Origin of the sequence: Cellulomonas chengniuliangii (assembly GCF_024508335.1) — a bacterium.
GTDB lineage: Bacteria > Actinomycetota > Actinomycetes > Actinomycetales > Cellulomonadaceae > Cellulomonas_A > Cellulomonas_A chengniuliangii.
The window spans coordinates 2,398,751-2,412,853 of record NZ_CP101988.1; the positions used below are offsets into that span (position 1 = coordinate 2,398,751).

Below are 14,103 nucleotides of genomic sequence, written 5' to 3' on the forward strand. Positions count from 1 at the left end.
CACCCCGTGAACCAGCCCCGCATGAACGTCGAGTCCTTCAACCTCGACCACCGCACCGTCGCCGCGCCCTACGTGCGGCTCGCCGACACGAAGGTCCTCCCCGGCGGGGACGTCATCACCAAGTACGACGTGCGGTTCTGCCAGCCCAATGTCGACCACCTCGAGATGCCGTCGCTGCACTCGCTCGAGCACCTCATGGCGGAGCACTCGCGCAACCACTCCGACAGGGTCATCGACATCTCCCCGATGGGCTGCCAGACGGGGTTCTACGTGATCCTGCAGGGCGAGTGGGAGTACGACGCCGTGCTCGACCTGGTCCAGGCCACGCTCGAGGACGTGCTCGAGGCGACCGAGGTGCCCGCCGCCAACGTGGTCCAGTGCGGCTGGGCGGCCAGCCACACGCTCTCGGGGGCGCAGGCTGTGGCCCGGGACTTCCTGGCCAAGCGCGGCGAGTGGGCCCAGGTGAGCGCATGATCGCGATCGACGCCATCATCGTGACCGCGATGGCGGACGAGTCGGAGCCGTTCGTCGACCGCGCCGACTTCGTGGGGCAGCCCACGCAGGTGGGCCATGCGGTCCACCGGGCGCTCTCGTTCGACGGGCGCGGCGTGCTGCTCGTGCAGTGCGGCATCGGGCTGGTCAACGCCGCGACCGCCGCGGCCGTGGCCCTCAACGGGACCAAGGCCCGCGTCCTGATCAGCGCCGGTAGCGCCGGCGGCATCGGCCCGACGGTGCGGGTCGGCGACGTGGTGGCCGGCTCGGAGTACGTCTACTCCGGGGCGGACGCGCGGGCCTTCGGCTACTCCCTCGGCCAGGTGCCGGGCATGCCGGCCGTGTACCAGGGCGACGAGGCGCTGCTCAAGACGGCCGCCAACGCCGACGTCGCGGATCTGCGCGTGCTGACGGGCGCCATGATCTCCAGCGACGCCTTCATCGACGCCTCCATGGTGGACGGCGTGCGGGCCTCGTTCCCCGATGCGCTGTCCACCGACATGGAGTCGGCCGCCCTGGCGCAGACCGCCCACCTGTACGGCGTGCCGTTCCTCGCCGTGCGCGGCATCTCCGACCTGTGCGGCCCGGCTGCGGACTCCGACTTCCTGCAGCACGTGGACGACGCCGCGGAGCGCTCCGCCCGCGTGGTGATCAGCTCCCTCTCGGAGATCACCTCGCGCTACTGACACCCGCGGCCCGCGCGCTGCGGCGCCACCGGCCCGCGCGATGTGAGGGGCGTCCGGATCTGGCTGACGGGCCGGTCAGATCCGGACGACGCCCTCGACCCGGCTCTCGCAGTCTCCCCCGACCCAGACGTCCCGGCCGTCGTGCTGCACGTGCACACGACCGTCGCGCTGCAGGGCGGTCCCCTGCCGCGCGACGTAGGACGGGGCCGCGAGCCCCTCGCCGATCAGCCACTGCCCGAGGCCGGCGTTGAGGCTGCCGGTGACGGGGTCCTCGGTCACCCCCATGTCCGGGATGAACGCGCGCACCTCGAAGTCGACGTCTGACCCCGCGGGGTGCGGCCCGATCACCCCGAACGGGGTCCCGCCCATCGCGGCTGAGTCCGCCCGCACGTCCAGCACGGTTTGCGCGGAGTCGAGCAGGAGGCCTGCCCACCCGGGGCCGTTGTCGAGCCACTGGTGGCCCCGGACCTGCTCGGGGCGCACGGCGAGGCTGGCCGTCGCCCGCTCGAGCGTCTCGTCGTCGAGCGGGCCAGTGCGGAGCAGTGGTGGCGCGGCGAACCAGAGCCGCGTCCCCGTTCGACGGATCCGCACCAGGCCGGCGCCGCACTCCTGGACCACCACGCCGTCCTGGCGGGGCATGCCACCGCCCGCCAGCCACGCGTGGCACGAGCCGAGGGTCGGGTGGCCCGCGAAGGGCAGCTCCCCGCCCGGTGTGAAGATTCGCAGCCGGTAGTCGGCGGCAGGGTCGGCGGCCGGCAGCACGAACGTCGTCTCCGACAGGTTGGTCCACCGGGCGAACGCGGCCATCTGGGCGTCGTCCAGCCCACGGCCGTCGAGCACGACGGCCACCGGGTTGCCGAGGAAGGGGCGGTCGGTGAAGACGTCCACCTGGGCGAAGGGGCGGCCAGCGGCGAGGGGCATGCCTCGCACGATGTCACACGGATCGCGGCGGCGGCGTGGCGAGGCCGGCGCCTGACCTGCTGGCGCACCCAAGGCGCGGACGACTCGGTCAGCCGTCGCGTGTCATCCGGATGTGGGCGACGGCGGGCGAGGTGACCAGCTCGGCGCGCGTGTACCTGTCGGCGACGTCCTCGATCCCCTCGAACAGCCGCGCGCCCGAGCCGAGCAGCACGGGCACGACGGCCACGTGGATCTCGTCCACCAGCCCCGCCCGGAGGTACTGCTGGATGGTCGAGGCTCCCCCGCCGAGCCGCACGTCGAGCCCGTCCGCCGCCTCGAACGCCTGCTCCAACGCCGACTCGATCCCGTCGCCGACGAAGTGGAAGGTGGTGCCGCCCTCCATGGCGAGGGGCTCGCGGGGGTGGTGCGTGAGCACGAACACGTGATGGTGGTACGGCGGCTCCTCTCCCCACCACCCGTTCCAGGCCTCGTCCGTCCACGGGCCGCGCACCGGGCCGAACATGTTGCGGCCCATGATCGTGGCCCCGATGCCGTCGACCCCCTGCAGGAAGAAGTCGGCGTCGGCGCCGGTGCTGCCGCCCTCCTGGTCGATCATCGCGCGGCCGGGCCGGGTCGCGAACACCCACTCGTGCAGCTGCCCGCCGCCGACGCCCATGGGGTTCTGCTCGTCCTGGTCCGGCCCCGCGCCGTAGCCGTCGAGCGACATCGAGTAGTTGTGCACGCGCAGTCTCGGCATGGTCGTTCCCCCAGATCGAGGCGATGACTCCTGTCAGACCGATCGTGCGCCTTCGTGCGCGGCCTGGCCATGGCGCCCGGGGCACGCACCGCACATCTGCACGCCTGCTCGCTCGCTCAGGCCAGCCCGCCGACGCGCACACCGTGCTCGCGCAACGTCTCGACCCCGTCCGGCGTGGGGTCGACGCCCTCGAGGTCGACGCCCAGGAGCGCGGGCAGGCCGGTGAGGGGCGTGACGTCCTGCACGGGGTTGCCGCCAATCCAGAGCTCGTCCAGGGCGGGGAACCCGGTGAAGCGCGCGGCATCGCGGACGTCGTTGCCCGCGATGTCGAGCATGGTCAGCGCGGGGAGGCCGCCGAGCGGCTGCGGGTCGGCGACGCGGTTCTGCGAGACGGTGAGTCGGGTCAGCTCCGTGAGCCCGGCCAAGGGCGCCACGTCGCCGATGGCGTTCCCGCTGACGTCGAGCGTGGTGAGCCGGGTCAGCGCCGCAAGCGGCGTCAGGTCGTCGATCTGGTTCTGCGCGAGGCCGAGGTAGCGGATGCCGGGCGTCGAGGCCAGTGGCCCGACGTCGCGGATGGCGTTCCCCGAGAGGCCCACGTCCTGCAACGGGAGGCCCCGGAGCGGCTCGAGGTCGGCCACCTGGTTGTGCGTGAGCTTGAGGCCGTTGAGCGAGCGCAGTCCGCTGAGCGGGGCCAGGTCCCGCACGTCGTTGTCGGACAGGTCCAGGGTGGCCAGGTTCCGCAGCGAGTCGATGCCGGCCAGGCTCTGGACCCGCGACGTGTCGTCCCCGCTGCCGCCGTCGGCCCCCTCATCTCCCCCTTGGGCGCCGCCCGATCCGCACGTCAGGCTCCGCACCTCGGACAGCGCCGCGCGGGAGACCTTGGCGTCCGCACCGCCCGCGCCCACCGCCCCGGCGACGCAGGTGGCGAGCCGCCGGTCGGCGAAGACGTCGCCGAGCGCGATGCGCGGCGCCCACTGGTGCCACGCGCCCACCCCGCCAGCCACCAGCAGGGCCCCGAGGGCGGCGACGGCGCCTCGCGCCGCCCAGCGGCGGGTAGCCGGCGCCTCGGCGGGCGCGCCTGCCTCGATGGGCCACGCGACCCACGACCGGCGGACGGCCATCGCGACGAGCAGGGCGCCGACGGCCGCCAGCGCGACGGCTCGGGCTAGGTCCAGGCTGGACAGCGGCGACATCCCCGGGACCATCTGGAGGGCGCGCCATCCTGCCAGCGCAGCGGAGAGGCCGAAGAAGCCGCACGTCAGCACCAGAAGTCCCACGGACGCCATGAGGGCGCCGCGGCGCGCCCTGCTGCCCCGACCGGCCAACGCCCAGCCGGCGCAGGCCATGGCCGCCCCCGTCATCACCCATCCCCAGGGGGCCAGGCCGTGGTCGGACATCACGAAGATCCGCCAGTGGATGGTCGCCAGCCGCAGCGACAAGAAGCGCAGGTCGGCGGCGAGCACGAGTCCGGCCACCGCAAGCACCGTTCCGGCCGCGGCCAGGGCGACGCCCCAGCGTCCCCCGCCGAGCGCCGACGTGGCGACGAGCAGCAAGGGCGCGAGTCCCAGCGCCAGCATCATGACGCCCAGCGGCCTGGACGCGGCTGTGCCGATCAGCGGCGCCGCCACCGGCAGCGTCGCCAGCCAGACCGCCGCCGCCGCCACGAGCCAGAGCCGCTGTCGTCGCATCCGTCGAGTATCAGGGCAATGCGCCCACCCTGGGGCAGAAGGAGGCCCCCGAACGGGTGAACACGTCACTGCGCCATCCGGGCTACCCTCTCGCTGCGGGCGTCCGACTCCACGCCCGGCACCAGGCATTTCCGGCTCAGCCCTGCGCGGTCGCACGGCTTCTGTGACGAGCGAGGCTGACAGCATCATGATGGGCGCACACCACGCCGCCTGCGGCGCGGCCGCCTGGGTGGCCGTCGCCGGCTCCGTCCCCTACACCCTGGGCTGGTACCCGGTCTCGAACTCGGGCCTGCTTGTCGGCAGCGTCGTCTGCGCGGGCGCTGCCCTCCTCCCGGACGCCGACCACCACTCCGGGACGATCAGCCAGTCGCTGCCGCCGCTGTCGCGGTGGGTCACCCGCGGCGTCTCCGCGGTGTCCGGCGGCCACCGCAACGGCACGCACTCGCTGCTGGCGGTGCCGGTCGCGACCGGCGGCGCCATGCTGCTCGGCCTGGTCGGCGTGCACAGCGAGACCTTCGGCCGGATCGCGATCGGTGCCGGGCTGCTCTCGGTGCTGCTGGTCGCTTATGCGCTCAAGGCGTTCCGGCTGACCAAGGAGGGGTCGTGGCTGCGCTCGTGGGCGCTGGCGATCACCGTCTCGGTGGCGGTCACGCTCTTCTCGTCGAGCAGGTGGGAGTGGCTCCCAGTCTGCGTCGGGCTGGGAGTGGCCGTTCACATCGTGGGCGACATGCTCACCAAGGGTGGCGTGTCCTTGCTGTGGCCCTGGGAGCCGAGGCCACCGCGGTGGTGGTCCGACGTGCCGGTGCTCAACCGCGTCTGGCTGCGCGGTGGGAACCTGGCCCTGCCCATCCTCGGCCGCACGGGATCCGCGCGGGAATGGGCCTTCGCGGTGCCGGTGTCGCTGTACGCGAGCTACGGCGCCGTGGCCGCTGTGATGGGCATGCTGGACTGACGCACGCCACTGCCCGTCGCCGCCTGCCTGGCACGACCAGAGGTCCGGGCGCCTGAGCGCCCGGACCCGTCCACGGACCGGCGCTACCGCCGAGCCGGGCTGGTCGCCTCCGGGTCCCCGCGGTCCGGCTCGACGGCCATACGCGCGCCCGGGATGGCGTCAAGCAGCTCGCGGGTGTACTCCTCGCGAGGGTGGTCGAACACCTCGTCGGTGGTGGCGGCCTCCACGATCCGCCCGTCGCGCATCACGCACACCTCGTCGGCGATCTGCCGCACCACCGCCAGGTCGTGCGTGATGAACAGGTACGTCAGGCCGAGCTCCGTCTGCAGGTCGTTGAGCAGGGTGAGCACCTGCGCCTGCACGAGCACGTCGAGGGCCGAGACCGCCTCGTCGCACACGATCATCTCGGGGTTCAGGGCCAACGCCCGAGCGATGGCCACCCGCTGCCGCTGCCCCCCGGACAGCTCGTTCGGGAACCGCCGCATGGTCGACGCGGGCAGCGCGACCAGCTCGAGCAGCTCGCGCACCCGCGCCTCCCGCGAGCGCTTGTCGCCCACGCCATGGACGCGCAACGGCTCCTCGATCGTCCGGTAGATCGAGTACATCGGGTCCAGCGAGCCGTACGGGTTCTGGAAGATCGGCTGCACCCTGCGACGGAAGTCGAAGAGCTGCCTCCGGCCGAGCGTCCCGACGTCGATCCCGTCGAAGAGCACCCGGCCCGCGCTGGGCTCCAGCAGGTTCAGCACGATGTTGGCCACCGTCGACTTCCCCGACCCGGACTCCCCGACCAGCGCCATCGTGGTGCCCCGGGCGATGCTGAACGACACGTCGTCGACGGCGGTGAGCTCGCGCGTGGCCCCAGGCCGGCCGCCCGGGAGGCGGAAGACCTTGCTGAGGCTCTCGACCGTGACGATGTCGTCGCGGCCCACGGGGACCTCGGCGCCGTCCGTCTGGGCCAGCAGCTCGGGCGAGCTGACGCCTCGCTCCTTCGCGCTCTGGATCCGCCGCGAGGCCAGCGACGGCGCCGAGGCGACGAGACGCTGGGTGTACGGGTGGCTGGGGGCCTCGAGGATCTCCCGGGCAGGCCCGGACTCGACGACCTTCCCCCGGTACATGACCACCAGGTGGTCGGCGCGCTCGGCCGCGAGGCCGAGGTCGTGGGTGATGAAGAGCACCGCGGTGCCGAGCTCACGGGTGAGCCCTTGCAGGTGGTCCAGCACCGTGCGCTGCACCGTCACGTCGAGGGCCGAGGTCGGCTCGTCCGCGATGAGCAGCTGGGGGCGTGCCGCCAGGCCGATCGCGATGAGGGCACGCTGCAGCATCCCGCCCGAGAACTCGTGCGGGTACTGCTTCGCGCGGCGCTCGGGGTCGCGCAGCCCGGCCTCCGCGAGCAGCTCGTGGGCCCGGGTGGTGGCGGCGGCCCCAGTGGCGATGCCGTTGGCCCGCAACGCCTCCTTGACCTGGAACCCGACCTTCCACACCGGGTTGAGGTTGGACATCGGGTCCTGCGGGACCAGCCCGATCTCCTTGCCCCGCAGGCCCACCATCTCCTTGTCGGTCGACCGGGTGATGTCGGCGCCGGCGAACTCGATGGACCCTCCGGTGACCTTGCCGGTGCCGGGCAGCAGGCCGATCACCGCGTGCGCCGTCGTGGACTTGCCCGAGCCGGACTCCCCCACGATGGCCACCGTCTGGCCCCGGTACACAGTCAGGCTCACGCCCCGCACCGCCTGCACCGGGCCGTGCGCGGCGGCGAACGAGACCTCGAGGTCCCGGATCCGCAACAGCGGCTCCGCGCTCGAGGTCACGACTTCAGCCTCGGTGTCTATCGCGACGGGGATCATCGTGTGCGCGCCTTCGGGTCGAGGGCGTCGCGCACGGCGTCGCCCATCATGATGAAGCTGAGCACCGTCAGCGCGAGCGCGGCGGACGGGTAGAAGAGCACCATCGGCTGGCTGCGCAGCGACGCCTGCGCCTTGGCGATGTCCGCTCCCCAGGACGTGATCTGCGGCGGCAGGCCGATGCCCAGGAAGGACAGGGTCGCCTCCGCCACGATGTAGGTGCCGAGCGCCACGGTGGACGTCACGATGACCGGGCCGGACGCGTTGGGCGCCACGTGCCGGACGAGGGTGGCGAACCGCGACGAGCCCAGCGCGCGGGCGGCCGTGACGAACTCCGAGCCTCGCACCGCCATGACGGCGCCTCGGGTGACACGTGCCAGCTGCGGCCAGCCGAAGATGCCCAGCACGAGGACCACCGTCAGCACGCTGCGGCTCTCCTTGAACATCTGCATCACGACGATCGCGGCGAGCACCAGCGGGATCGCGAAGAAGACGTCGGTGACCCGGGACAGCAACGCGTCGAACCAGCCGCCGAAGAAGCCGGCCACGGCCCCGACGGAGCCGCCGACCAGGAGCACGAACAGGGTGGTCAGCACACCGGTGGCGACCGAGGCCCGTGCCCCGTGGATGGTGCGGGCGTAGATGTCGCAGCCCTGGCGGTCGAAGCCGAAGGGGTGGCCCGCCGACGGGTCGGCGAGGGAGTTGCGCAGCTCGCAGAAGCGCGGGTCGAGCGATGTGAACATCGTGGGGAAAGCTGCCACCAGCAGCACGAGCGTGATGAGGGCGGCGGAGATCCAGAACAGCGGCCGACGGCGCAGGCTCTGCCACGCGTCGGCCCACAGGCTCGTGGGCGCCGCCGTCTCGTCGAGCTGGTCGACCACTCCCAGCCCTGTGTCGGCCGCGAAGAAGTGGGCCTGGTCTGGTCGGACAGGGGCGTCAGGCATAACGGATCCTCGGGTCCAGGGCCGCGTAGAGCACGTCGACGACCAGGTTCGCTGCGATGTAGATGACCACCAGCACGGTGGTCAACGAGACGACGGTCGACGCCTGTCCCTGCTGGATGGCACGGAACAGCGTGCCGCCCACGCCGTTGATGTTGAAGATCCCCTCGGTGATGATCGCGCCGCCCATCAGGGCGCCGAGGTCGGCGCCGAGGAACGTGACCACCGGGATCAGCGAGTTGCGCAGCACGTGCACCGTGACCACCCGTGGCCGGGAGAGCCCCTTGGCGGTGGCGGTGCGCACGTAGTCGGCGGTGAGGTTCTCCGCGACCGATGTCCGTGTCAGTCGCAGCACGTAGGCGAGCGACACCGCGCCGAGCACCATCGCGGGCATCAGGAGGGTCCGGACGCTCACGTCCGAGCCGACCGTCGGGGGCAGCACCCCCCACTGGACGCCCACCACGAACTGGAGCACGAAGCCGATGACGAAGGTGGGCACGGCGATGACGAGCATGCTGGTCACCAGGACCGTCGCGTCGAAGGCCTTGCCCTTGCGCAGGCCGGCCACCAGGCCGGCGGCGATGCCGAGCACCGCTTCGAACACGAGCGCCATCGCGGCGAGCTTGAAGGTGGTGGGCAGCGCCTCCCCGATGACGTCGCGGACCGAGCGGCCCGAGAAGGTCGTCCCGAAGTCGAACGTCAGCACGCCCTTGAGGTACAGCAGGTACTGCATGAGGAACGGCTTGTCGAGATTGAAGTTCTCCCGGATGCGCTCAGCCAGCGCGGGGCTGAGCCCGCGGTCGCCGCCGAGCGCTTGCACGGGATCCCCGGGCAGTGCGAAGACCATGGCGAAGATGAGCAGAGTCGCCCCCAAGAACACGGGGATCGTCTGCACGAGCCGTCGGCCGATGTACCAGGCCACAGCAGGAACCTCCTCAGGTGGGTCCTGGGCAGACGTCGGCGGGGACGGGAGCCTGCCCGTCCCCGCCGACGATGGGGGTCAGTTCTTGGTCACCGCGTAGAGCAGCGGGACGCTGTTCCACCCGAACTCGACGTTGCTGACCGTGTCAGCGGATCCGCCGGTGGCGTTGGCGTACCAGAGCGGGATCGCCGGCAGGTCCTTGAACAGGACCTCCTGGACCTGGAGGAACTTGGCGTTCGCCTCCTCGATCGAGCTGGCGGACGCACCCTCCGTGAGCAGCGTGTCGACCTCGGCGCTCGAGTAGTCGCCGTCGTTCGAGCCGGCGCCGGTGCCGTAGAGCGGGCCGAGGAAGTTGTACAGGCCCGGGTAGTCGGCCTGCCATCCGGACCGGAACGCGCCCGTGATCGTGCGGGCGGTGACCTCCGAGCGCAGGTCCTTGAACGAGGGGAACGGGTTGCCCTCGGCGGAGATGCCCAGCGTGTTGCGCAGCCCGTTGGTCACGGCGTCGACCCAGGCCTCGTGGCCGCCGTCGACGTTGTAGCCGATGGTGAAGGTCCCGCTGTACGGCGAGATGGCGTCGGCCTCGGCCCACAGCTCCTTGGCCTTGTCCGCGTCGAACTTCAGCACCTCGGACCCAGCGACGTCGTTCGACCAGCCGTCGATGACCGGGGAGGTGAAGTCAGACGCCGGCGTGCGGGTGCCCTGGAAGATCGCGTCGGTGATCTCCTCGCGGTTGATCGCCAGCGAGATCGCCTGGCGGCGCAGCGCGCCCTCCTCGCCCGAGAAGTGCTCGAGGCCCTGCGGGATGGTGAAGGACTGGAAGATCGCGGCGGGCTGGTTGACGGCGCGGTCGCCGAGCTCGGCCTCGAACGTGGCGAACGCGTTGTCCGGGACGTTGTCCAGGACGTCGAGCTGGCCGGCGAGGAGGTCGTTGTACGCGCCCTCGAGGGTCTCGTAGAACTTGACCGTCACCCCGCCGTTCTGGGCCACGCGGTCACCGGGGTAGTCCGGGTTCGGCACGAGCGTCGCCTGGACGTTGTGCTCCCAGGCGCCCTCGCCGTCGAGCATGTAGTTCCCGTTGCCGATCGGGTTCTCGCCGAACGCGGCCATGTCGGCGAACGCGGCCTCGGGCAGCGGGTAGAACGCCGAGTAGCCCAGGCGGAGCGGGAAGTCCGAATCCGGCTGGTTCAGCGCCACGGTGAAGGTGGTGTCGTCCACGACCTTGAGCCCGGTGAGCTCGGAGTCCTCGTCCCACGAGAAGCCCTGGATGGGCTCGAAGAAGTAGCTGGAGAGCTGCTCGTTGCTGAGCTTGGCGCCGTAGTTCCAGGCGTCCACGAAGCTCTTGGCGGTGACGGGCTCGCCGTTGGTGAAGGTCCAGCCGTCCTTGAGGGTGATCGTGTAGGTCTGCGCGTCCTCCGTCTCGATGGACTCGGCGACCTCGTTGTGCGCGCTCCCGTCGGCCCCGTAGGAGACCAGGCCGGCGAAGATCAGGTCGAGGATCTTGCCACCCCCGACCTCGTTGGTGTTGGTCGGGATGAGAGGGTTCTGCGGCTCGCTCCCCCACGCGGTGACGATGCCCTTCGACGCGCCGCCCGTGGTGGCCGTCGTGTCCCCGCTGTCGTCGGTGCCGCTGCACGCCGTGAGGGCGAGGGCCGCCACAGCCGCTAGACCGACTATGCGCCTGATCTTCACTGTTCCTCCTGGAGGGTCACATCGAGAGGTGAAGACGGGCGCGGTGTCGCTCTCGTCCCCGGCTCGGACAGTACGTTCCGAGGTTCTGATTCACACGCAATCGCGACAATCGTTATTGGAGCGATACCACGCGGTAACACCCCGTTATCGGGACCTTCGGCCACCCCGACAGCACTGTCGGGCTGGATGCCCCGTTATGTCCTACCAGTCCTCCGCGCGGCTGACCAGGCCCCTGCGGGAGCGGCCGCAGCGAGAGGCGGGGGCGGGACGCGCCAGCCTGCCTACATGCCAGGCTGGCGCTCCACGACGTGACGCTCGGTGAACACCACCACGTCGCCGAAACGGGGACGCCGCAGCCGGTAGGGCTCGCAGTCGACCCTGCCCACGAGCCAGCCGTCCACGTCGGCGGTCTCGACCACCCGGACCCACAGCCGCTCCACCTCGCTGGGCCACACCCGCTCGAACGCGAGCTTGACCACGGCGCCCTCGGGCAGTGGCCGCGCGGGCTCGGCCCGGCGCATGGCGGCCTCGTCGCCCCCGAAAGACTCGTCGCCGGCGACCACCTCCGACCGCTCGAACGGCAAGAGCCCGGCAGCCTCGCTGGCCGGGACGAGCAGCCTCCACCTGAACAACAGCCGTCCGAGCACGTCGATCCGCTCGCCACGGCGCCGTCGACCCGACCCGATCTGGCCCATGCCGCGAGGGTAGCCACAATCCGGACGGCACGATCTCAGCCTGGTTCATGCCGCATATCAGTACATACTGGGTCAAACGTTCGAGAGAACGGACGTTCTATCCACGTCGATCGAAAGGCAGGGACATGGGCTACATCACCGTTGGCGCCGAGAACAGCACGGACATCGACATCTACTACGAGGACCATGGGACCGGACAGCCAGTCGTGCTGCTCCAGGGGTATCCGCTCGTCGGCGACACCTGGGAGAAGCAGACCGTCGCACTCCTCGACGCCGGCTACCGCGTCATCACCCTCGACCGCCGCGGCTTCGGCAGGTCCTCCCGTCCCACCGTGGGCTACGACTACGACACCCTCGCCGCCGACGTCAACGCCGTGATCGAGACGCTCGACCTGCACGACGCCGTGCTCGTCGGGTTCTCCATGGGAACCGGCGAGGTCGGCCGCTACCTGGGGACCTACGGCTCCGGACGGATCGCCAAGGCGGTCTTCATCGGCGCCCTGCTGCCCTTCCTCCTCAAGACGCCCGACAACCCCGACGGCGCCGCCCCGCAGGAGGCCTACGACGCGCAGATCGCCGCGGCGAAGGCCGACCGGTACACGTTCTTCACGGCGTTCTACGAGAACTTCTTCAACCCGGACGAGTTCCTCGGCAGCCGGGTCAGCGAGGAGGTCATCCGCGCGTCCTGGGACATCGCCGCCGACGCGAGCCCGTACGCCTCGTGGGCGGTGATCCCCAGCTGGATCGAGGACTTCCGTGGCGACGTCGCCAAGATCGACGTGCCCACGCTGATCATGCACGGCACCGCCGACCGCGTCCTTCCGATCGACAACACCGCCCGGCCGTTCGCCCGGGCGCTGCCCGAGGCGGAGCTGGTCGAGATCGAGGGGGCGCCGCACGGGCTGCTGTGGACGCACGCCGCCGAGGTCAACGAGGCGCTGCTCGCCTTCCTGGCCTCCTAGCCTGGGGCGCCTGGCGGCCTGAGGCGGCGCCGGGCGCCTCGGCGTCGATCAGGACCTCGGCCGCGCGTCGCGCGGTGGCGGCGGCGGCCGAGGTCCCGGCGATCGCGGCGGTGGTCTGCGCGCCCTCGGCGAGGATCGCCAGCTGCGCCGCGAGCTCGGGCGCGCCGCCGGCCTCGGCGACGAGCCCGGCCACGTACCGCTGGAACGACTCCTTGTGGGCGCGGGTCTCCTCGGTGACGGCCGTCGAGGTCCCGCCGAGCTCGGCGAAGGCGTTGATGAAGCCGCAGCCACGGAACGCCTCGTCGGCGAACCAGTCGGACAGGTAGTCGAAGATCGCGAGCAGCCGGTCGCGCGGGCTGTCAGCCTGCTCCACCCTTGCCTCGATCCCGTCGACCCAGAGCTGGTGCCGGTGCCGGAGCACAGCCAGGACGATGTCGGACTTCGAGGGGAACACCGCGTACAGGCGCTTGAGGGACACGCCGGCCGCGGCGCGCAACTCGTCCATGCCCACCGCCTGGATGCCTCGCGCGTAGTACAGCTCGTGGGCGGCCTGCACCACGCGGGCACGAACCTCTTCCTCGTTCATCACCCCATAGTACTTGCGGAGAGAACGTTCGTTCTCTACGGTGGTGGACACAGCGGAGAACGATCGTTCTCCTTCGGCAGCAAGGAGCAGGGGACATGGGCTACATCACCGTCGGCACCGAGAACAGCGCCAGCATCGACCTGTACTACGAGGACCACGGCACGGGCCAGCCTGTGGTGCTGATCCACGGCTACCCGCTCAACGGGGACTCCTGGGAGAAGCAGACGGCTGCGCTCCTCGACGCCGGCTACCGCGTCATCACCTACGACCGCCGCGGCTTCGGCAGGTCCTCCCGCCCCACCGAGGGCTACGACTACGACACCTTCGCAGCGGACCTGAGCGCAGTCCTGGAGACGCTCGACCTCCACGACGCCGTGCTCGTCGGGTTCTCCATGGGAACCGGCGAGGTCGGCCGCTACCTCGGGACCTACGGCTCGGGGCGGATCGCCAAGGCCGCGTTCCTCGGGTCGCTCGAGCCCTTCCTGCTGCAGACCCCGGACAACCCCGAGGGCGTCCCCCAGGAGGTCTTCGACGGGCTCCTCGCCGCGGTCAAGGAGGACCGGTACGCCTTCTTCACCGAGTTCTTCGACAACTTCTTCAACACCGACGAGTTCCTGGGCAACCGGCTCAGCGAGGAGGCGCTGCGCGCCAGCTGGGACGTGGCCTCGACCGCGAGCCCGTACGCGTCCTCGGCAGCCCACCCGACCTGGCTGACCGACTTCCGCGGCGACGTGGCCAAGATCGACGTCCCGTCGCTGATCCTGCACGGCACGGCCGACCGCATCCTCCCCATCGACGCCACCGGCCGCCTGTTCGCCAGGGCGCTCCCCTCGGCCGACTACGTCGAGATCCAGGGCGCCCCGCACGGGTTGCTGTGGACGCACGGCGCCGAGGTCAACGCGGCGCTCCTCGCCTTCCTCGCCAAGTAGCCGCGGCCCGTCCACCCCTCGGCGACCACCGCTCCGGCGGGCGGTGGTCGCCGTGCTTCG

Annotated in this window: 14 protein-coding genes; 5 read left to right on the plus strand and 9 right to left on the minus strand. The window is 71.3% G+C overall.

The features are described from left to right. Positions 1-21 precede the first annotated feature (21 nt). A complete protein-coding gene (locus NP064_RS11125) occupies positions 22-474 on the plus strand; it encodes an S-ribosylhomocysteine lyase (protein WP_227569710.1) in 453 nt (150 codons plus the stop codon). Continuing rightward, positions 471-1,178, plus strand: coding sequence for a 5'-methylthioadenosine/S-adenosylhomocysteine nucleosidase (mtnN, locus tag NP064_RS11130; RefSeq protein ID WP_227569588.1), 708 nt, complete (start codon positions 471-473; stop codon positions 1,176-1,178). Before NP064_RS11125 ends, mtnN begins: the two co-directional genes overlap by 4 nt. Before the next feature lie 75 nt (positions 1,179-1,253). On the opposite strand, the gene NP064_RS11135 is transcribed toward mtnN, so the two are convergent. The 3 genes from NP064_RS11135 to NP064_RS11145 form a co-directional block, all read right to left on the minus strand. Then, complete coding sequence (locus NP064_RS11135; RefSeq protein WP_227569587.1) at positions 1,254-2,099, minus strand: PhzF family phenazine biosynthesis protein; 846 nt, start codon at positions 2,097-2,099, stop codon at positions 1,254-1,256. An 88-nt stretch (positions 2,100-2,187) separates the two neighbouring features. After that, positions 2,188-2,835: a dihydrofolate reductase family protein gene (locus tag NP064_RS11140; RefSeq protein WP_227569586.1), complete on the minus strand. Its 648-nt coding sequence runs from the start codon at positions 2,833-2,835 to the stop codon at positions 2,188-2,190. Positions 2,836-2,951: 116 nt separating this feature from the next. Further along, positions 2,952-4,523, minus strand: coding sequence for a leucine-rich repeat domain-containing protein (locus NP064_RS11145; RefSeq protein WP_227569585.1), 1,572 nt, complete (start codon positions 4,521-4,523; stop codon positions 2,952-2,954). 187 nt (positions 4,524-4,710) lie between these two features. Here NP064_RS11145 and NP064_RS11150 point away from each other — a divergent pair, with 187 nt between their 5' ends. Beyond that, positions 4,711-5,475 carry a metal-dependent hydrolase gene (locus tag NP064_RS11150; protein WP_227569584.1) on the plus strand — a complete coding sequence of 255 codons (765 nt, stop codon included), beginning with the start codon at positions 4,711-4,713 and terminating at the stop codon, positions 5,473-5,475. An 83-nt stretch (positions 5,476-5,558) separates the two neighbouring features. Here the strand turns inward: NP064_RS11150 and NP064_RS11155 are convergent, their stop codons facing one another. From NP064_RS11155 to NP064_RS11175, 5 genes are all read right to left on the minus strand, one after another. Continuing rightward, positions 5,559-7,319 (minus strand): dipeptide ABC transporter ATP-binding protein, encoded by a 1,761-nt coding sequence (locus NP064_RS11155; protein ID WP_227569583.1) that lies wholly within the window; start codon positions 7,317-7,319, stop codon positions 5,559-5,561. After that, positions 7,316-8,260, minus strand: a complete 945-nt coding sequence (locus tag NP064_RS11160) for an ABC transporter permease (protein WP_227569582.1) — start codon at positions 8,258-8,260, stop codon at positions 7,316-7,318. The genes NP064_RS11155 and NP064_RS11160 overlap by 4 nt, the downstream gene beginning before the upstream one ends. Continuing rightward, positions 8,253-9,179 carry an ABC transporter permease gene (locus tag NP064_RS11165; RefSeq protein ID WP_227569581.1) on the minus strand — a complete coding sequence of 309 codons (927 nt, stop codon included), beginning with the start codon at positions 9,177-9,179 and terminating at the stop codon, positions 8,253-8,255. Before NP064_RS11165 ends, NP064_RS11160 begins: the two co-directional genes overlap by 8 nt. Before the next feature lie 78 nt (positions 9,180-9,257). Beyond that, positions 9,258-10,838, minus strand: coding sequence for a peptide ABC transporter substrate-binding protein (locus NP064_RS11170; protein WP_227569580.1), 1,581 nt, complete (start codon positions 10,836-10,838; stop codon positions 9,258-9,260). A gap of 314 nt (positions 10,839-11,152) precedes the next feature. Continuing rightward, complete coding sequence (locus NP064_RS11175) at positions 11,153-11,566, minus strand: hypothetical protein (protein ID WP_227569579.1); 414 nt, start codon at positions 11,564-11,566, stop codon at positions 11,153-11,155. 125 nt (positions 11,567-11,691) lie between these two features. Here NP064_RS11175 and NP064_RS11180 point away from each other — a divergent pair, with 125 nt between their 5' ends. Continuing rightward, a complete protein-coding gene (locus NP064_RS11180; protein WP_227569578.1) occupies positions 11,692-12,528 on the plus strand; it encodes an alpha/beta fold hydrolase in 837 nt (278 codons plus the stop codon). Here the strand turns inward: NP064_RS11180 and NP064_RS11185 are convergent. Continuing rightward, a complete protein-coding gene (locus NP064_RS11185) occupies positions 12,494-13,114 on the minus strand; it encodes a TetR/AcrR family transcriptional regulator (protein ID WP_227569577.1) in 621 nt (206 codons plus the stop codon). The genes NP064_RS11180 and NP064_RS11185 overlap by 35 nt on opposite strands. Positions 13,115-13,209: 95 nt before the next feature. On the opposite strand from NP064_RS11185, the gene NP064_RS11190 reads away from it, so the two are divergent. Continuing rightward, complete coding sequence (locus NP064_RS11190; RefSeq protein ID WP_227569576.1) at positions 13,210-14,043, plus strand: alpha/beta fold hydrolase; 834 nt, start codon at positions 13,210-13,212, stop codon at positions 14,041-14,043. Positions 14,044-14,103 lie beyond the last annotated feature (60 nt).